The organism is Serratia sp. CY43202 (assembly GCF_052168755.1).
Taxonomy (GTDB): Bacteria; Pseudomonadota; Gammaproteobacteria; order Enterobacterales; family Enterobacteriaceae; genus Serratia; species Serratia bockelmannii.
Window position 1 is genome coordinate 270,446 of the sequence record NZ_JBJNMB010000007.1, and the last position, 17,155, is coordinate 287,600.

The window sequence follows — 17,155 nt, forward strand, 5'->3', positions numbered from 1 at the left end:
ACAGGCTAAGGGGAAGTATGCCGACTTGTCACGAGGAAAACAGTTAACCCGCCTGCATTCCGACGTTGCGGTCTGCAGGCGGGTCGGGCGATCAGGAAAGGCTTTCGAGGCGAGGTTTGGGGCGAATGGTGAGGGCGGAGCCCATGGAGGCGGCGATGATCGCCGCCAGCGCCAGCCATTGCACGCCGCTCAGGTGTTCGCCGAGGAACAGCATGCCGGATAACGCCGCCATCGCCGGTTCCAGGCTCATCAAGGTGCCGAAGGTGCGCGCCGGAATTTTGGGCAGCGCGATGATCTCCAGCGAATAAGGCAGCGCGGTGGAGAGGATGGCTACCGCCAGGGCTATCGGCAGAATCTCAACGTTGAACAGCACGCTGCCGGTTTGCCAGGCGCCGATCGGGCAGAACACCAACGCGGCGATCAGCGAGCCGAGCGCTACCGTGCCGGGGCCGTGATCGCCGCCGGCCTTCTGGCCGAAGATGATATAGACCGCCCAGCAGGCGCCGGCGCCGAGCGCGCAGGCGGCACCGAAGGGGTCTATCCCGCCCACGCCGTGGCCGAGCGGCAGCAGGAACCATAATCCGGCGATCGCCAATGCCACCCAGAGGAAGTCGATCGGCCGCCGCGAGGAGAACATGGCCACCGCGAGCGGGCCAGTAAACTCCAGCGCCACGGCGATGCCGAGCGGCACGGTGCGCAGCGACAGGTAGAACAGGTAATTCATCGCGCCGAGCGACAGGCCGTAAATCAGCAGCGGCAAGCGGCTGCCGGCGGCGATGCGCATACGCCATGGGCGGAAGATAATGAACAGAATCAGGGTGCCGATGAAAAGACGCAGCGTCGTAATGCCTTCCGCACCCACGATCGGGAACAGGCTTTTGGCCAACGAGGCACCGCTCTGGATAGACACCATGGCGATGATTAACAGACAGATAGGCAGCAGCGCGGAGGGCGCTCTGCCGGAAGTAGATAACGACATCCTTAACGGGCCTTTTATGCGCCGTTCCTCAGCCTTGAGAAAACGGTCGAAACGGGGATGCGAGCAGTGTAAATGAAATGGCGAAAATCTGTCTGAGAAAAGCGCGCATCGCGGTGAAATCCACCGATCCTCGGATGAGATGGGGTGGATTTGGTCAAAAAGTGCGCTTTTTCTTAAGAATTATCTGGATATTAAATTGGTGATTTTTGTCACAGAAAGCCGTAGAATATGGCCGAAAATAGAGCGAAAATAAGCAGATACACTGTTCTTGAAATCTTCTGTTACACGATATAAAGCATTAGACACTCATTTCAAGGCAGAGTTTCACGCTAATTTTTGTTATATTTTCAAAGCATGAACAAATGGATGTACTTAATAATAAAACGCGTTTGAGGTGGTTATGAAAAAAATTGCATGTCTTTCCGCAGTAGCAGCTTGCGTATTAGCAGTTAGCGCAGGTACCGCATTCGCTGGTCAGAGCACCGTATCCGCTGGCTATGCGCAGGGTGATTTCCAAGGCGTTGCTAACAAGGCCGACGGTTTCAACCTGAAATACCGTTACGAGTTCGACAACAACCCACTGGGCGTAATCGGTTCCTTTACCCACCTGGAAAAGGACGGTTCTCAGGACGGTTTCTACAACAAAGCTCAGTACAACTCTATCTCTGCCGGTCCAGCATACCGCATCAATGACTGGGCGAGCATCTACGGTCTGGTTGGCCTGGGTTACGGTAAATTCACTACCAACGCTCAGAACGGTACTTCTCGTCACGATACCGCTGACTACGGCTTCACCTACGGTGCCGGTCTGCAGTTCAACCCAATCGAGAACGTTGCCCTGGATGTCGGTTACGAGCAGAACCGCATTCGTAGCGTTGACGTTGGCACCTGGAACGTTGGCGTAGGCTACCGCTTCTAAGTGTGTTCGTGCCTGAGGGCATGAACCTGCGGCAGCTTTTGTCGCACCGATAAAAAATCCGCCTCCGGGCGGATTTTTTTTATCTGTTATCGGCTGCCGCGCCCCGTCGGCTGTGTCGAAAAGCGCGCGCTGCGGGCATCGCGTTCATAGCCTTGCGGTTCGGTCAACAACCCGTACAGCTCGGGGCGGCGTCCGTAAATCCAGCGGCGGCCGGTGCTGAGCGGGATCAGCGTCAGATCGAGATCGGCGCTGACCAGCCGGTCTTCCGCCGCCCAGGTCTCCGCTACGATGCGGCCGTAAGGATCGAGGATCATCGCGTTGCCGGTGCGTATTTCATCGTCATCGCGGCCCACGCCGTTGCTGAACAGCAAGAACAGCCCGTTGTCGTGAGCGCGCGACGGCAGCCAGCGCATTAGCCAGCCGCGGCCGTGTTCGCCGCGAAAGGCGGCTTCTATCGCCTGCGGATCTTCCACCCGCCGCTGCCACAGCGCCTGCGGGATTGGCTTCATGCCGTGCGGGCTGCGCGAATGGGTGCCGCCGGTCTGGTGCGGGGCCATCAGCACGTCCGCGCCCAGCAGCGCCGTTGCGCGCACATTCTCCACCAGATTGTTGTCCCAGCAGATCAATACGCCCACGCGTACGCCCCAGGGGGTATCGAACACCGTATAGCGGTCGCCGCTGGCGATAGCCGGGTGCTCGAAGGCGTGCAGTTTGCGGTGCACATGCAGTTCGCCGTCCGGCAGACAAACGGCATAGGCGTTGTAACACCGGCCATCATCGCCCAGCTCGATCAGCCCGACGCCAATCGCCATGTTGTAACGCTCAGCCAGCGGGCGAATGCGCGCCAGCGAAGGGCTGCTCACGATCGGCTCCGCCAGCGCCCGCACTTCGGCGTCGGACAGATGGCGCACGTGCCAATAGCCGGTGACGCACATTTCCGGGAAGGCCAGCAGCTGTACCTGCTGCTCGGCCGCCTGAGCGATAAAGCGCTCCATGGTCGACAGGTTGTAATTTTTATCGTTGGCGCGATGCTGGAATTGCACCGTGGCGGCGCGTAATGAGATGGTCATGGTGTCTCTCCGGTTAGGGTCTGCGTTGATTACAGCAGGCGAATTGATTACTGTATAATCAATTAAATTCCCTATTTGATAACTTAATGGAATGGATATAAAACAACTGCGCGCCCTGGTGGCGCTGGCCGAACAGGGCAACTATCGTCAGGCGGCGAGCCGGCTATGCATCAGCCAACCGGCGCTGAGCAAGCAAATTCAGGCGCTGGAAACCCAGCTCGGCGTTCGATTGTTCGAGCGTGGCCGACAGGGGGCGGTGCTCACCGCCGGCGGGCAGCGGCTCTACCCGGAGGCGCAGGTGCTGGTGGCGCAGTACCAGCAGTTTCAGCAGCGCGCTCGGCGGGTGGCGCTCGGGGAAGCGGGGCGGCTGTCGCTGGGATTTGGCCTTTCCAGCTTTCATCTGGCGCCGCAGCTGGTGGCCGCCTTTCGCCAACGGTTTCCCGAGGTGGCGATCGGCCTGGAAGACTTGCCGTCCGAACGGCAGTATCAGCTGTTGCTGCAGGGAGAGTTGCAGGCGGGGTTCGTGCGCTTGCCGGTCAATACGCCACTGTGCGGCGTCGCGTTGTTGAGCGATCGGTTGGTGCTGGCTGCGCCGGGTGCGCTGGCGCTACGTGCCGACGACCTGATGGCGCGTTTCAATCAGCTGCCGCTGTTGCAGTTGACGCCGAAACGCGGGCGCGGGCTGAGCGATCAGTCGCTGCGGTTTATCGCCGCTCACCGGTTGACGCCGAACGTGGTGCAGCAGGCCGGTGATATCCAAACGTTGTTGGCGCTGGTCGCCGCCGGCGTCGGCGTCGCGCTGCTGCCGCACAGCATCACGCATATCGCGCCGGCCGGCATCGACATTTTACCGCTGAGCGGCGAGGAGACGGAGTGGCAGGTCGGTATCGCCTGGGATCCGCAGCGCACCGACGCGCTGCGGGACAACTTCATTCAGACGGCGTTGGCGGTACAACGCGCTTAGGCATTCAAAGCGGGCAATGCATCACCACGATCGGGCTCTGGTGATACTCGCTGCGGTGGCTTTCGCTGAAGCCGACCTTTTTCGCCAACGCCAGCGAAGCCTGGTTTTCAGGCGAGATGATGCAGACGGTTTGCTCGCCCGGCAGGTGCGTCTTACCCCAGGCCAGCGCCGCTCGCAGCGCCTCGGTGGCATAGCCTTTGCCGTGCGCCGAACTCACCAGCGTCCAGCCCATCTCCGGCGCATCGAGCGCCGGGGTGATGTCGCGCAGGAAGTTGGAGAAGCCGATGCTGCCGAGATACTCGCCGCTCTGTTTGTCACGCACCGCCCAATACCCGTACCCCAACAGCGCCCAGTGGCCGACGTAGCGCATCAGGCGCCCCCAGGAGTCTTCCCGGTCGCGCGGGGTGCCGCCGATATAGCGTACCACCAGCGGATCGGCCCACAGAGCGGCCAGCGAGTCGAAGTCGTCCAGCGTGTGTGCGTCCAGCCGCAGGCGTTCGGTGACAAGCGTTGGCGCGGTGTTGATTACGGTCATGTTGCTGCTCCTGCACAGGGTGAAAGGCGATGAAAAACAACGGCGTTCAGTATGCCAGAGAAATCACACCGCCAGCCACAATAGCCAGGTGAACAGAAAGCCGCTCAGACCGAGCAGGGTGGTCAGCACCGTCCAGGTCTTCAGGCCATCGGCCACCGACAGCCCCAAATAGCGCGTGACGATCCAAAAACCGGAGTCGTTGACGTGGGAAAGCCCCAGCCCGCCAAAACAGGTCGCCAACGTCACCAGCACCAGCTGCAGCTGATTCAGCCCGCTGACCGCTTCCGACAACAGACCACCGGTGGTCAGGATCGCCACGGTGGCGGAACCCTGTGAAGCGCGCAGCGCCAGCGAAATGATAAAGGCGGCGGGTACCAGCGGCAGGCCGATGGCCGTCAGTACTTCGGCCAGCGCCTTGCCGACGCCGGATTCCACCAGCACCTTGCCGAACACGCCGCCCGCGCCAGTCACCAGGATCACCACCGCGGCGGTCGGCAGCGCGGCGCCCATCACGTCGCTGGCGTGTTGCAGGCTCCAGCCGCGGCGCAGCGCCAGGAAATAGAAGGCCAGCAGCAGGGCTATCATCAGCGCCACCGCCGGCGAGCCCAGCAGAGACAGCGCATCGCGCAGCGCCGAACCTGCCGGCAACAGCGTGGCGGAGACGGTGCCGAGCATGATGATGGCGATCGGGATGACGATCAGCGCCGCCACCAGGCCGGCGCCAGGCGGGTTGATGCGATCGCTGAGGGGCGCTTGCCCTTCCGGACGCGGCTCCGGCGCCGCCAGCTGCAGCTGTTCCAGCACCTCTATCGATAATGGATAGGTTTTGCGGTTGAGGTAGTTGGCGGCGAAATAGCCGATCACGCCGACCGGGATACAGATCGCGAGGCCGATGATGGTCAGCCAACCGATGTCGGCGTTGAGCAAGCCGGCGGCGGCGACCGGGCCGGGGTGTGGCGGTAGCGCGACGTGTACCGTCAACATCACGCCGGCCATCGGCAGGCCGAACTTCAGCGGTGACACTTTGGCGACCTTGGCGAAGCCGTAAATAATCGGCGCCAGAATGATAAAGCCGACGTCGAAGAACACCGGAATGCCGAGGATAAATGCAGCGAGGGTCAGCGCGGCGACGGTATGTTTCGGCCCCAGCCCCTGGCTGAAGCTCTGCGCCAGCGACTCGGCGCCGCCTGAGTGTTCGATCATGCGCCCGAGCATCGCCCCCAGACCGATGATGATGGTCACCGAGCCGAGCACGCCGCCCATCCCGGCGGTCATTACTTTCATCACTTCACCGGTCGGAATGCCGCTGGCCAACGCCACCAGCAGACTGACCACCAACAGCGCGACAAAGGGCTGCACCTTCGCCTTAATCACCATCAATAACAGCAGCACCACGCCGAGTACGGCAATCAGCAACAGCAGAGAGGTAGACATGAAAAAGCCTTTCGTTGGGTAAGCGTTGGCACCGCGATCGCCGCGTGGCGATACGGGTGCGTTTCATTGTTATAAAATCGATTTCCTGGTGTCGGCGTGCGGCTTTAGCGGTAAGGCTTCAGCCAGCCGAGCCCGGCGGCGGTGTCGCCGCGCGGGCGGTATTCGCAACCGATCCAGCCCTGATAGCCGAGCGCATCCAGCTTGTCGAACAGCCACGGGTAATTCAGTTCGCCCTCGTCAGGCTCATGGCGATCCGGCACCGAGGCTATCTGGATATGCGCGTAGCGCCCGGCCAGCGTCTCCAGCAGCCCGCTGATATTGCCGTCCACCAACTGCGCGTGGAAAAAGTCGAACTGAATGAACACGTTCGGTCTTTCGATCGCCGCCACCGCTTCCGCCGCCTGATGTTGACTGGCGAACAGGTAGTCGGGCTTGACCGGCGGGCTGAGCGCTTCGATCAGCACCTTGACGCCGTGCGGGGCGAAGGCGTCGGCGGCATAGCGCGCATTGGCGATAAAGGTGTCGAGATAACGCTGTCGATCAGCGCCCGCGGGCACTACGCCGGCCATCAGGTGCACGCAGGGGCAGGAAAGGGCGATGGCGTAGGCCAGCGCGCGATCGATATCGGCGCGCGCATCCCGCTCGCGGCCCGGCAGCGCCGCCAGCCCCCACTCACCGGTGGCGGCATCACCGGGCGCGGTGTTGAACAGCACTTGTTGCAGGCCGTGTTCGCGCAGCTTCTCGGCCAACAGCTCCGCGGGATGCTCGTAAGGGAACAGGAATTCCACCGCGTTGAAGCCCTGTGCGGCAGCGGCGGCGAAGCGATCGAGGAATGGCACCTCAGTAAACATCATCGACAAATTGGCGGCAAATTTAGGCATGGTTCAGCTCCGTAATTCGGCAATTTCATCATCGGTCAAATAGCGGATCGGACGATCGCCGAGGGTGAAGATCAGTCGCGCCGCATCTTCCATCTCTTCGGCATTGTCCGCCGCCGCTCGCAGGTCTTTACCGGTCACCACCGGCCCGTGGTTGGCCAGCAAAAAGGCACGGTGGGTCGGCGCCAGGCGGGCCAGATCCTGTGCCAGCCTTTCGTCGCCGGGCCGGTAGTAAGGCACCACCGGCACCTTGCCGACGCGCATCACCACATAGGGGGTGAACGGTTTGATGGCGTTGTCGGCGTCCAGCCCCTGCAGGCAAGAGAGCGCCGTGAGGTAGGTGCAATGCAAGTGCACGACCGCTTTGCATTCCGGGTTGTTCAGATAGAGCGCCCGATGAAAGCTGATCTCTTTCGACGGTTTGTCGCCGGAGAGCCAGTCGCCGTTCAGGCTCACTTTAGACAGGCGGTCGGCCTGCAGCTCGCCGAGACAGGAGCCGGTCGGCGTCGCCAGCAGCGCGCCGTCCGGCAGCAACAGCGAGAGGTTGCCGGCGGAGCCGGTGGCGTAGCCGCGTTGGAAAAACGAGGCGCCCAGGCGCACCATCTCTTCACGCGCCTGCTGTTCAATCGTCATGCTCATACCGGGAACTCCGTTTGCGCGCGTGAGAAGAAGGCTTCATCGCCAAAATTGCCTGATTTCAACGCCAGGGAAATGGCCCGATCGCTGGCGCGCACCCAGGGAACGCCGGGGGAAATGCTGGGGCCGATATGGAAGCCGCGAATGCCCAGCGCCTGCGTGACCACGCCGGAGGTTTCGCCGCCGGCGACGATAAAGCGGCTGAACCCCAACTGATGCAGTTGCACCACCAGTTCGGCGAACAAGGCTTCTACCGCTTCGCTGGCGGCGGCGCCATGCCGTTGTTGCGTTTGCTGCAGCGACTCCGGCGATGCAGTGGCGTAGATCAGCGGGGCAAGCGCTTCCCCGGTATGGCGCTGCGCCCAATGCGCCAACTCGGCGGCGTAGGCCGCTCGCGCCTGCGGATCGAGACAGCGGCCGATATCGATGGCCTGCGCCGCCGCGCGTTCACGGTAGTGCGCCACCTGCCGGTTGGTCATCACAGAACACGAGCCCGACAGCACCGCCGCTTTTTCCCCCTGCGGCGCACCGGCCGCCTCTGCCGAACGTTCGCCATTCTGCGCCCATTGACGCGCCAGGCCGATCGCCAGGCCCGAACCGCCGGTCACCAGCTTCATCGTTTTCAACGCTTCACCCTGGGTGAGCAGATGCCGTTCGTTGAGCGTATCCAGCACTGCGTAGCGCACGCCGTCCTGCGCCAATTGCTGCAGCTTCTCGCTGACCGCCTCGGCGCCGCGATCCATTTCTGCCGCCGTCACCAACCCACAGCGTCCGGTGGCCTGGGATTCCATCAGGCGAAGCAGGTTGCTGTCGGTCATTGGTGTGACAGGGTGATGACGCATGCCGGATTCAGACAACAGCTGTTCCCCGACAAACAGGTGGCCCTGATAGACCGTGCGGCCGTTTACCGGCAACGCCGGTGAGACAACCGTGAAATTTTCTCCCAGCGCGGCGAGCAGAGCATCGGTCACCGGGCCGATATTGCCCTGTGCGGTGCTGTCGAAGGTGGAGCAGTACTTGAAGTAGAACTGACGGCAGCCCTGTTCTTGCAGCCAGGCCAGCGCCTGCAACGACTGTTCGACCGCCTGCTCTGCCGGGCAGGAACGCGATTTCAGGCTAATGACCGCCGCCTGTGCGTTTATTTGCGTTTCGTCTTGCGGCACGCCATTCAGCTGCACCGTCGGCAGGCCATTTTGCACCAGAAAACTGGCGATGTCGGTCGCGCCGGTAAAGTCATCCGCGATTACGCCAAGCAGCATCAGAGCGCCTCCTTTTTTTGCGGCAAATCAATGCCGGCAAAGATTTTGATTACCGCACTGTCGTCTTCTTTACCGTAGCCGGCGTTGCTGGCGGCGGTAAACATGGTGAAGGCGGTGGAGGCCAGCGGCAGCGGGAAATGCAGCGCCTTGGCGGTATCCGCCACCAGCCCCAGATCCTTGACGAAGATATCCACCGCCGATTTGGGCGTATAGTCGCCGTCGACCACGTGGCGCATGCGATTTTCGAACATCCAGGAGTTGCCGGCGGCGTGGGTGACCACGTCGTACATCACGTCCAGCGGGATGCCGGCGCGGGCGGCCAGCGCCATGGCTTCCGCGCCGGCGGCGATGTGTACGCCAGCCAACAGCTGGTGGATGATTTTTACCGTCGCGCCCAGGCCGATCGTTTCGCCGATGTGGTAAACCTTGCCGGCGATGGCGTCCAGCACGGGTTGCAGGCGCTCGAAGGTGGCGTCTGCGCCGGCGGCCATCACCGTCATCTGGCCTTCCTCTGCCTTGGCCGCTCCGCCGGAAACCGGCGCATCCAGCATCGGCAGCCCGTAGTCCAGCAGCCGTTGCTCGATCTGTTTGGCGTCATCGGCGGAAATGGTCGAACAGACCATCACCGCGGTGCCCGGCTTGAGCTTTGGCGCCAGGCCTTGTTCGCCGAACAGGATCTGCTTCACCTGGGCGGCGTTCACCACCAGCAGCAGCACGGCGTCCAACTCGGCGGCGAAGTCGCACGCGCTGGAGGACGTTTGCTTAGCGCCGGCCTGTTGCAGCGCCGACAGTGCCTGCGGATTCAGGTCCGCCCCGTAGGTGGTCAATCCGGCGCGGAGGCACGAGCGCGCCGCGCCCATGCCCATCGCCCCCAGCCCGATGACGCAAACGGCATAATTCCCTGGGTGTGTCATACTGCACTCCTGTTAATTTTAGTGATAATTTGTTTTGTTGTGTTAAATGTAAGCGCTTAGTGGCCGTTTATCCGCGATCGATATCACAATAATTAACAATGTGTGAAACGAATTTTTCGGGTGATTTCTGGTCCGTATCAACATTACTATTATGTTTTTAAATAAGATTATGTTTACCTGACCTAACTGCGCTCGCCGTCACGCCGCGAAAAATTAGGGCTATCGGCGAACGAAAATTGACGTAAAATCACAATTATTATCACCGCAGCAACGAGAGGGAACCGTGATACCTGTAGAACGCCACCAACAAATTCTTGCGCTGGTATCCGAACGCGGCGTCGTCAGCATTGCCGAGCTGACCGAACGGCTGGGGGTGTCGCACATGACGATCCGTCGCGATTTGCAAAAGCTGGAGGAACAGGGCGCGGTGCAGTCGGTCTCGGGCGGCGTGCAGGCGCCTGAGCGAGTGGCAAGCGAACCTTCGCACCAGGCCAAAGAAGGGATGTTCAGCCGGCAGAAAATCGCCATTGGCCGGCTGGCGGCGCGGCAAATTCCCGCCAACAGCTGTATTTATCTGGATGCCGGTACCACCACGCTGGCGCTGGCGAAACAGATCGGTGAACGTGAAGATTTGACGGTGGTGACCAACGACTTTGTCATCGCCGGGTTCCTGATAGAGCATAGCCAGTGCCGAATCATCCACACCGGCGGCACGGTGTGCCGGGAAAACCGTTCCTGCGTTGGCGAAGCGGCGGCGCAGGCGCTGCGCGGTCTGTTTATCGATCTGGCGTTTATCTCCGCCTCTTCGTGGAGCATGCGCGGCCTGTCGACGCCGAACGAAGACAAGGTGATGGTGAAGAAGGCCATCGTCGAGGCCAGCCGCCGCCGCATTCTGCTCAGCGATACGTCCAAATACGGCAAGGTCGCGACCTACCTGGCGCTGCCGATTGCTGCCTTTGACGCTGTCATTACCGACGAGGGGTTGCCCGCCGCCGCGCGGGAGGCCATTGAGCAAGCGGGGATTGCATTGCTGACGGCGGGAGAAGAAGAATAAGGACGAACCGGAATCAGGATGAAAGTTCGGTATCGATGCTACGTGCGGGCGGTTCACTGGCTTCAACGCCGCCGCGTTCACGCCATTCGCGGCGCCTTTGTTCAGCCCATTCTTCGTGGAAGGCTTGCATCTCTTTTTGGTGCCGTTCCTTCATGCTCATAGGGATTGGGTGGGATTCTGCCGTTAACAGGCGGGATTTCGATGACATATAATCCGTCCTCAATAAGCGCTTGGCTGTACAAATAATGTACGCGATGCGCGTGTTTTTTCAAGAGCGAGTCGTAAATTCTGGCTAATGCTGGCCTGAGCGGTACGCTGAAAACCAATCTTGCTTGGTATTGCGCCACAAAAGTGACGATCGCCAGGCCGATGCCATTAATGAAGAGTTGTTCTCGTTCATCTCGGGTGTACGCCATCCTGGTATAGGTATCAAATAAGGATCTGGTTACTTCGGCGCGGGTTTCCAATGCTCTTACATCGTACAGTTCCATGACGTAAGCATTGTCCAATACTTCCGGGGCAGGATACGCCCCAATAAGCCATTGACGCATCCTTAACGTCGCTTTTTTAAAATCAAGGTAATACGCAGCAACGCTGCTGGCTTTTTTATAAACCGTTATTCGGTACCTATACTCCGTGACAGGTCGCGCATTGATCTCCCTCACATCAATATCCATGATAAAATCCTTTTTACTATTATTTTTCCTATAGTTATCCCCTTTGTGACGAACAGATTATTAACCGCGGCGGAGAAGATCCTCCAGCCGCCGATGAGGGTTGTGCGCAGCGCCGCGCAAAACTAAATGCCGCTGAACCAGTTGTAGCCCTGATCTTCCCAATACCCGCCTGGATTGACGTCGCTGACGAAGATCGCGGCGATATGTTTGGCGTTTTTGAACCCCAGTTTGGTCGGCACGCGCAGCCGCAACGGGTAGCCATAGTCAGCCGGCAGCGCCTTGCCGCCGAAATCCAGCGCCAAGATGGTCTGCGGGTGCAGCGCGGTGGCCATGTCGAGGCTGGCGTAGTAACGATCGGCGCATTTGAAGCCGACGTAACCGGCATTCAGATCCGCGCCGACGTGCTGCAGAAAGGTGCGCAGCGGCACGCCTCCCCATTGACCAATGGCGCTCCAGCCCTCAATGCAGATCAGACGCGTGATCTGGCTTTGCTGCGGCAACCGCTGCAGCTGTTCCAGCGTCCAGGGGGCTTTTTTCTCCACCTTCCCCGCGACCTCAAGCCGGTAGCCGGCGAGATCGATCTCGGGGACGTTGTATTCCGGGTAAAACGCGTTGAAGGGGAAAGGGTGGGTGATCTGGTCCGGCCGGTAAGTTTGCGCCAGCCGCTGGCCGCTGAACAGCCAGGCCTGCACCCGGTCGTTCCAGCGTGACATGGCCCACAGCACCTTATCCACCCGATCGCCGTCTTGCAGGTTGCAACCGGTGAGCATGGCGATGCCGCCCAGTGTCAGCCCGGAGCGCAACATCAGGCGGCGCTGCAGATTGACCAGCTGCTTTTTTTGGTCCGGTTCCAGTTTTGGCGCGGCTGCCCGCGGTTTTTTCTCATTCATGTTTGCCACCCGTTATCATCGCCCACAGGGTTTTGGGCACGACAGCCACCATAAAGACGTGGATCGCCACAAACAGGCCAATGCCGGCCATGGCGAAGAAATGCACGTAGCGCGCGAAATCGAAGCCGCCAAACAGGGCGACCAATCCCTGCAGCTGAACCGGCTTCCAAATCGCCAGGCCGGACAGCACCAGTAATAGCCCCAGCGCCAGTACGCCGAGGTACATCAGTTTCTGAATGGCGTTATAGCGGCCATGCCGGTGGCGCAGGCGCAGCGTCAACGCCAGCCAGATATCCTGCCGCAGCGCGCCGAGGCGAAGCGGCAACAGATCGCGGCGAAAATGGCCGCTGAACAGGCTCCACAACAGATAGCAGACGGCGTTGAGCGCCAATAGCCACATCACCGCCAAATGCCAACCAATCGCGCCGCCCAGCCAACCGCCCAGCGTCATCTGCGGCGGAAAGCGGAAATCGAACAGCGGCGAGGCGTTGTAGATTTCCCAACCGCTCATGAACATGCACACCATGGCGAACAGGTTGATCCAATGAGTTATTCGAACCGGCCAGCGATGCACCGGCGGCGACGCGTTGGTCTTCATGGCTTTCCTCCGGTTACATCGGCGGCACAGTGCCGTCTTTGCCGGCGGAAATGCGGGTGGCGATGCGTTCGCCCTTATCGTCGGCGGCGGAGAACAGCACGATGTGCACGCCCGGTTTCAGCAGGCTCAGATCGCCCGGATCCAGCGTCACGATCGGCACGTCTTCCGGCACGACGACGGTTTTCTGCTGGTTGCCGTAGGTGACGGTCAGGGTGCGGCCGTTGGATTTCACCAGTTTACCGACGGTGCCGTTGGTCATGGTGTCCACTTTGCCGTCGGCGGATTCCCAGGCCGAGTGCCCTTCGCCGGTGCCGCGCAGGCTGGCGGCGAACACGTGCACTTCCAGCGCTTTGAGCGTGCCGTCCGGCTGCGGCACGGCGGCGGTGCCGATAAAGCTGTCCGGTTTGATATCGTCCAGCGTGGCTTTGGAAACGCTGAGCACTTTGGTCTGATCGTTCAGCTTGACGCTGAGTGTCTCGCCCTTGCGGTCGGTCAGCTGCAGATTGCCGTCGGCAACCTGCGTGATGGTGCCGCGCAGCGGCGCAATCACCTTGCCCGGCGGTTGGGCGGCGGCGGCCAATCCGCTGGAAAGCAGTAACGTGGACAACAGTAAACCGGCTATACGATGACGGGTAATCATAACGTTCTCCTGAAATGAGTTTGCCGGTTAAGCATGGTTGACCTACTGGGTCAGCGCCATGGCCGTTTGATGACATTAATGTCATCAAGTTTGTCCGCCGAAGCTGCTAGTATTTTTGCAGACGTAACGAGGTGGTGAGCATGCGAATACTGGTAGTTGAAGACGATATCGGCACAGGGGATTACCTGAAGAAAGGGCTGGGGGAAGCGGGCTACGGCGTCGATTTGGCGCGCACCGGCACCGACGGGCTGTTTCGCGCGTTGGAGCAGGACTACGATGCGATCGTGCTCGATGTGATGCTGCCGGGGCTGGACGGTTGGCAGATCATCGAGGTATTGCGCAAGAAAAGCGACGTGCCGATCCTGTTTCTCACCGCCCGTGATGGCGTGCAGGATCGCATCCACGGCCTGGAGCTGGGCGCGGACGACTATCTTATCAAGCCGTTTTCCTTTACCGAGTTGGTGCTGCGTTTACGCACCTTGCTGCGCCGCGGGCCGGCGCGCGAAGCCGATCATTACGCTATCGCCGATCTGCAGCTGGACGTGCTGCGCCGCCGGGCGGTGCGCCAGGATCAGGTGATCCCGTTGACCAACAAGGAATTCATGCTGCTGCACCTGCTGGTGCGGCGCGAGGGCGAAGTGCTGTCGCGTACGCAGATCGCCTCTCAGGTGTGGGACATGAATTTTGACAGCGACACCAATGTGGTTGACGTGGCGATCAAACGCCTGCGCGCCAAAATCGACCGGCCGTTCGACGTCAAGCTGATCCACAGCGTGCGCGGCATCGGCTATGTCTGCGAGCCACGCTCGTGAGCGGGCGCACGTCACGTCGGCCGGTGTCGCTGACGCTGCGCACCGCTACGCTGTTCGCGCTGGTGGCCGCGTTGGTGGTGAGCGGGACAGGCGGGTATCTGTTTAGCGCCATGCGCCAGGAAATGACGCTGCGCAGCGATCTGCAGGTGACCGGGCGCGTAGAGTATTTCCGCCATTTACTGGGGCAGCGCTTTCCTTTGGCGCGCCTGACCGCCAATAACGGCCTGTTTGAAAACATGCTGGGCAATGAACAGGACGTGCTGATTTTCCAAATCCCGGGGCAAAAACCGCTCATCAACGTGAACCCCGCCAGGGTGGCCCTGCCGCCGATCGCGCCGACGCCGCCTGAACAGGCGCAGACGTTGGCCGCCATACGCGGCGGAGAAACGGCGCAGGGGGTGCCGCTGCGCGCCGCTTCGGCGATGGTGCGTCTGGAAGACGGCAGCCTGTTGCAGATCTCCGCCGCGCATGTGATGGCCAACGAGCAGAAGATGCTGGCGCGTTACCTGTGGCGCATCGTCGCGGCGGTCGCGGTGGCTTTCCTGCTGATTGCGCTGCTGGGCTATGGGGTCATGCGGCGGGGATTGAAGCCGTTATGGCGCATGGCGGCGCAGGCGTCGCAGATTGCGCCCAATACGCTGTCGACACGCCTCAGCGAGCAGGGGGCGCCGAAGGAGTTGCAGCAGTTGACCCGTTCGTTCAATGCGATGCTCGATCGGTTGAATGAAGGCTATCAGCGGCTGACGCAATTTTCCGCCGATCTGGCCCATGAGATCCGCACGCCGGTAGGGGCGTTGATGGGCCAGTGCCAGGTGGCGCTTTACCAGCCCCGCAGCGTGGAGGAGTACGAAACCCTGCTGTCGAACAATATGGATGAGCTGGAGCGCATTTCCCGCATGGTGGAAAATATCCTGTTTCTGGCGCGCGCCGGCGAAGCGCAGTCTGCGCTGAACTACAGCCGCCTGGAGGTGGCGACCGAGCTGCGGCGGGTGGCGGATTACTTCGAAGGGCTGGCGGAAGAGCGCGGCATTGCGTTGAGCTGCGAAGGGGAAGGCGCGCTGGAGGCGGACGCGATATTGTTCCAGCGGGCTCTGAGCAACCTGGTGGCCAACGCGGTACGTTATGCCGACGAAAACAGCCTGATCGTCCTGCGGGCTGAACGGCGCGCCGATGCCTGGTGGGTGCAGGTCATCAATCAGGGGCAGCCGATCGCGCCGGCACAGTTGGAAAAATTGTTCGATCGTTTCTATCGCGCCGATCCCGCACGCAGCGCCGGCAATCATGCCAGTGGGCTGGGGCTGTCTATCGTGCGCGCCATCATGACGCTGCACGGCGGTGAGGTGCGCGCCGAATGTATCGGGCGCGCGCCTGTCGCCAGCATCCTCTTCAGCCTGCGGTTCCCGATCGCACAATAACCGTTGTGCCGTGTTAACGCGGCGGAATGGCGAAGCGGAAGCAGGCGCCGCTTTGCGCTTGTTCGATCAGCTGAATATCGCTGTCGTGCAGCTGCAGAATACGCCGCACGATCATCAACCCCAGTCCGCCGGAAGGGCGCCGGGCGCCGCTCAGAACAGACGGGCGCACGAACAGATCGGCGCGCAGCGTCTGCGGAATGCCGGGGCCGCTGTCGCTGACCTGGACCATGACCCGATCGTCCTGCCGCCACAGCCGCACGCCGATGTCGCCGCCGGGCGGCGTATGGCGAATGGCGTTGTCCAACAGGTTGGTCAGCACCCGCTCAATCATGCTGAGATCGGCGAACACCGGCGGAATGCCGGGAGCGATGTCGGCGTGCAGCCGCTGGTTGCGCGCCTCTGCCGCCAGCTCGAACTTCTGGAACACGTCCTGCAACAGCTCGCTGAGGGAGAAGGGCTCTTTCTGCGGCTTCACCACGCCATACTCTAATCGAGCCAGCTCGAACAGCTCCTGCGCCAGCTTGCCCACCTTGCGGCTCTGCGCCAGCGCGATCTCCAGATAGCGCCGCCGATCGGCTTCGCTCAAGGTGGCGGCCTTGACCGACAGCGTCTCCAGATAGCCGTGCAGCGAAGTGAGCGGGGTGCGCAGATCGTGCGAGACGTTGGCGATGAATTCACGCCGCAGCCGATCCTGCTGCGCCAGCGTTTGCCACTGTTCGGCCAGGCGCTGCGCCATGCGGTGGAAGGCCTGTTGCAGCTGGCTGACTTCGTCGCGCCCGGCCCGTACCGCCGGCAGCGCCGCGTAGGCCTGCACCGCTTCGATGCCTCCGCTGTCCAGCGCGCTGACCTGCCGGGTCAGGCGACGGATCGGGCGCGTTACCCAATAAAACGCGAAACCGCCGGCCAGCAGGCTGAACAGCACCATCAACCCAGAAGTCCACAGCGCCATCCTGACCGCCGAGTTGAACTGGGCGTTGCTGGCCAGCGCCGTGTACTCTTCGCCGAGCAAGACCACGTACAGATAGCCTTCGACCCGGCCGTCGACCTTCAGCGGCGCGACGCTGAACACCTTGCGCCCGTCCGCGCTGCGCGGATCGTCGCCATACACCGGCATCTGCGCGCCATCGAGCAGCGCCTGCAGCGGCGCCAGCGCGACCCGCTGCCGCTTCAGATGCCCGGCCGGCGCGGCGTTGCCGATAATCGCGCCCTGTTTGTCGAGCAGGTAAACCTCCACGCTGGGGTTCACCGCCATCAGCTGGTCGAACAGGGTATGCACCGCCTGAGGATCCGGCCCGTTCACCCCCAGCAGCGGATTGCTGTCGGCGATATGCTGCGCCAGGTTGCCGGACAGGCGCTGGATCACCGCCTGGCTGTACTGGGTGCTGCTGCGTACCTGCATCCAGCCGGAAAAGGCGCAGCCGATGACGATCAGCAGCGTGAAGATCAGCGTGAGGCGTTGCGCTAACGTCAGGTTTTTCATG

At 61.5% G+C, this 17,155-nt stretch carries 18 protein-coding genes; 5 read left to right on the top strand and 13 right to left on the bottom strand.

Features of this window, described 5'->3' with window-relative positions; genetic code table 11:
- Window positions 1-91 precede the first annotated feature (91 nt).
- On the bottom strand, window positions 92-979 hold the full coding sequence (rhtA, locus tag ACJ8J5_RS16700; RefSeq protein ID WP_025302089.1) for a threonine/homoserine exporter RhtA: 888 nt from the start codon (window positions 977-979) through the stop codon (window positions 92-94).
- Window positions 980-1,379: 400 nt separating this feature from the next.
- On the opposite strand from rhtA, the gene ompX reads away from it, so the two are divergent.
- The gene (ompX, locus tag ACJ8J5_RS16705; protein ID WP_019454480.1) at window positions 1,380-1,898 is read left to right on the top strand and encodes an outer membrane protein OmpX; all 519 of its coding nucleotides are present in this window, start codon (window positions 1,380-1,382) and stop codon (window positions 1,896-1,898) included.
- A gap of 86 nt (window positions 1,899-1,984) precedes the next feature.
- On the opposite strand, the gene ACJ8J5_RS16710 is transcribed toward ompX, so the two are convergent.
- Window positions 1,985-2,968: a nitrilase family protein gene (locus ACJ8J5_RS16710; RefSeq protein ID WP_060432711.1), complete on the bottom strand. Its 984-nt coding sequence runs from the start codon at window positions 2,966-2,968 to the stop codon at window positions 1,985-1,987.
- 91 nt (window positions 2,969-3,059) lie between these two features.
- On the opposite strand from ACJ8J5_RS16710, the gene ACJ8J5_RS16715 reads away from it, so the two are divergent.
- On the top strand, window positions 3,060-3,932 hold the full coding sequence (locus ACJ8J5_RS16715; RefSeq protein WP_043137104.1) for a LysR family transcriptional regulator: 873 nt from the start codon (window positions 3,060-3,062) through the stop codon (window positions 3,930-3,932).
- Window positions 3,933-3,936: 4 nt separating this feature from the next.
- Here the strand turns inward: ACJ8J5_RS16715 and ACJ8J5_RS16720 are convergent, their stop codons facing one another.
- The 6 genes from ACJ8J5_RS16720 to ltnD form a co-directional block, all read right to left on the bottom strand.
- Window positions 3,937-4,467, bottom strand: a complete 531-nt coding sequence (locus ACJ8J5_RS16720; RefSeq protein WP_147822974.1) for a GNAT family N-acetyltransferase — start codon at window positions 4,465-4,467, stop codon at window positions 3,937-3,939.
- Between the two features lie 63 nt (window positions 4,468-4,530).
- Window positions 4,531-5,901 carry a GntP family transporter gene (locus tag ACJ8J5_RS16725; protein WP_414104869.1) on the bottom strand — a complete coding sequence of 457 codons (1,371 nt, stop codon included), beginning with the start codon at window positions 5,899-5,901 and terminating at the stop codon, window positions 4,531-4,533.
- A gap of 104 nt (window positions 5,902-6,005) precedes the next feature.
- The gene (gene otnI / locus ACJ8J5_RS16730) at window positions 6,006-6,782 is read right to left on the bottom strand and encodes a 2-oxo-tetronate isomerase (protein WP_025302094.1); all 777 of its coding nucleotides are present in this window, start codon (window positions 6,780-6,782) and stop codon (window positions 6,006-6,008) included.
- Window positions 6,783-6,785: 3 nt separating this feature from the next.
- Window positions 6,786-7,418: a 3-oxo-tetronate 4-phosphate decarboxylase gene (otnC, locus tag ACJ8J5_RS16735; protein WP_373276029.1), complete on the bottom strand. Its 633-nt coding sequence runs from the start codon at window positions 7,416-7,418 to the stop codon at window positions 6,786-6,788.
- Window positions 7,415-8,674: a 3-oxo-tetronate kinase gene (otnK, locus tag ACJ8J5_RS16740; protein WP_342094278.1), complete on the bottom strand. Its 1,260-nt coding sequence runs from the start codon at window positions 8,672-8,674 to the stop codon at window positions 7,415-7,417. Before otnK ends, otnC begins: the two co-directional genes overlap by 4 nt.
- Window positions 8,674-9,588, bottom strand: a complete 915-nt coding sequence (ltnD, locus tag ACJ8J5_RS16745; protein ID WP_122017030.1) for an L-threonate dehydrogenase — start codon at window positions 9,586-9,588, stop codon at window positions 8,674-8,676. The genes otnK and ltnD overlap by 1 nt, the downstream gene beginning before the upstream one ends.
- 283 nt (window positions 9,589-9,871) lie before the next feature.
- Between ltnD and ygbI the strand changes: the two genes are divergently transcribed.
- Entirely contained in the window at window positions 9,872-10,642 is a 771-nt protein-coding gene (gene ygbI / locus ACJ8J5_RS16750; protein ID WP_025302098.1) for a DNA-binding transcriptional repressor YgbI, read from the top strand.
- A gap of 101 nt (window positions 10,643-10,743) precedes the next feature.
- On the opposite strand, the gene ACJ8J5_RS16755 is transcribed toward ygbI, so the two are convergent.
- From ACJ8J5_RS16755 to ACJ8J5_RS16770, 4 genes are all read right to left on the bottom strand, one after another.
- Complete coding sequence (locus ACJ8J5_RS16755; protein ID WP_197769723.1) at window positions 10,744-11,319, bottom strand: hypothetical protein; 576 nt, start codon at window positions 11,317-11,319, stop codon at window positions 10,744-10,746.
- Between the two features lie 122 nt (window positions 11,320-11,441).
- Entirely contained in the window at window positions 11,442-12,209 is a 768-nt protein-coding gene (locus ACJ8J5_RS16760) for a molybdopterin-dependent oxidoreductase (protein ID WP_049203406.1), read from the bottom strand.
- Window positions 12,202-12,807, bottom strand: coding sequence for a cytochrome b/b6 domain-containing protein (locus tag ACJ8J5_RS16765; RefSeq protein WP_049203409.1), 606 nt, complete (start codon window positions 12,805-12,807; stop codon window positions 12,202-12,204). Before ACJ8J5_RS16765 ends, ACJ8J5_RS16760 begins: the two co-directional genes overlap by 8 nt.
- Before the next feature lie 13 nt (window positions 12,808-12,820).
- The gene (locus tag ACJ8J5_RS16770; RefSeq protein WP_025302101.1) at window positions 12,821-13,447 is read right to left on the bottom strand and encodes a hypothetical protein; all 627 of its coding nucleotides are present in this window, start codon (window positions 13,445-13,447) and stop codon (window positions 12,821-12,823) included.
- Window positions 13,448-13,587: 140 nt separating this feature from the next.
- Between ACJ8J5_RS16770 and ACJ8J5_RS16775 the strand changes: the two genes are divergently transcribed.
- Together ACJ8J5_RS16775 and ACJ8J5_RS16780 are read left to right on the top strand one after the other, a co-directional pair.
- The gene (locus ACJ8J5_RS16775; protein ID WP_021504273.1) at window positions 13,588-14,259 is read left to right on the top strand and encodes a heavy metal response regulator transcription factor; all 672 of its coding nucleotides are present in this window, start codon (window positions 13,588-13,590) and stop codon (window positions 14,257-14,259) included.
- Window positions 14,256-15,674, top strand: coding sequence for a heavy metal sensor histidine kinase (locus ACJ8J5_RS16780; protein WP_414104868.1), 1,419 nt, complete (start codon window positions 14,256-14,258; stop codon window positions 15,672-15,674). The genes ACJ8J5_RS16775 and ACJ8J5_RS16780 overlap by 4 nt, the downstream gene beginning before the upstream one ends.
- 13 nt (window positions 15,675-15,687) lie before the next feature.
- Here the strand turns inward: ACJ8J5_RS16780 and ACJ8J5_RS16785 are convergent, their stop codons facing one another.
- A complete protein-coding gene (locus ACJ8J5_RS16785; RefSeq protein WP_049208889.1) occupies window positions 15,688-17,154 on the bottom strand; it encodes a sensor histidine kinase in 1,467 nt (488 codons plus the stop codon).
- Window position 17,155: the final 1 nt, after the last annotated feature.

Excerpts from the sequence above, each read along its gene's own strand:
- rhtA (WP_025302089.1), bottom strand. The coding sequence starts at position 979 with ATGTCGTTATCTACTTCCGGCAGAGCGCCCTCCGCGCTGCTGCCTATC.
- ompX (WP_019454480.1), top strand. The coding sequence starts at position 1,380 with ATGAAAAAAATTGCATGTCTTTCCGCAGTAGCAGCTTGCGTATTAGCA.
- ACJ8J5_RS16710 (WP_060432711.1), bottom strand. The coding sequence starts at position 2,968 with ATGACCATCTCATTACGCGCCGCCACGGTGCAATTCCAGCATCGCGCC.
- ACJ8J5_RS16715 (WP_043137104.1), top strand. The coding sequence starts at position 3,060 with ATGGATATAAAACAACTGCGCGCCCTGGTGGCGCTGGCCGAACAGGGC.
- ACJ8J5_RS16720 (WP_147822974.1), bottom strand. The coding sequence starts at position 4,467 with ATGACCGTAATCAACACCGCGCCAACGCTTGTCACCGAACGCCTGCGG.
- ACJ8J5_RS16725 (WP_414104869.1), bottom strand. The coding sequence starts at position 5,901 with ATGTCTACCTCTCTGCTGTTGCTGATTGCCGTACTCGGCGTGGTGCTG.
- otnI (WP_025302094.1), bottom strand. The coding sequence starts at position 6,782 with ATGCCTAAATTTGCCGCCAATTTGTCGATGATGTTTACTGAGGTGCCA.
- otnC (WP_373276029.1), bottom strand. The coding sequence starts at position 7,418 with ATGAGCATGACGATTGAACAGCAGGCGCGTGAAGAGATGGTGCGCCTG.
- otnK (WP_342094278.1), bottom strand. The coding sequence starts at position 8,674 with ATGCTGCTTGGCGTAATCGCGGATGACTTTACCGGCGCGACCGACATC.
- ltnD (WP_122017030.1), bottom strand. The coding sequence starts at position 9,588 with ATGACACACCCAGGGAATTATGCCGTTTGCGTCATCGGGCTGGGGGCG.
- ACJ8J5_RS16755 (WP_197769723.1), bottom strand. The coding sequence starts at position 11,319 with ATGGATATTGATGTGAGGGAGATCAATGCGCGACCTGTCACGGAGTAT.
- ACJ8J5_RS16760 (WP_049203406.1), bottom strand. The coding sequence starts at position 12,209 with ATGAATGAGAAAAAACCGCGGGCAGCCGCGCCAAAACTGGAACCGGAC.
- ACJ8J5_RS16765 (WP_049203409.1), bottom strand. The coding sequence starts at position 12,807 with ATGAAGACCAACGCGTCGCCGCCGGTGCATCGCTGGCCGGTTCGAATA.
- ACJ8J5_RS16770 (WP_025302101.1), bottom strand. The coding sequence starts at position 13,447 with ATGATTACCCGTCATCGTATAGCCGGTTTACTGTTGTCCACGTTACTG.
- ACJ8J5_RS16775 (WP_021504273.1), top strand. The coding sequence starts at position 13,588 with ATGCGAATACTGGTAGTTGAAGACGATATCGGCACAGGGGATTACCTG.
- ACJ8J5_RS16785 (WP_049208889.1), bottom strand. The coding sequence starts at position 17,154 with ATGAAAAACCTGACGTTAGCGCAACGCCTCACGCTGATCTTCACGCTG.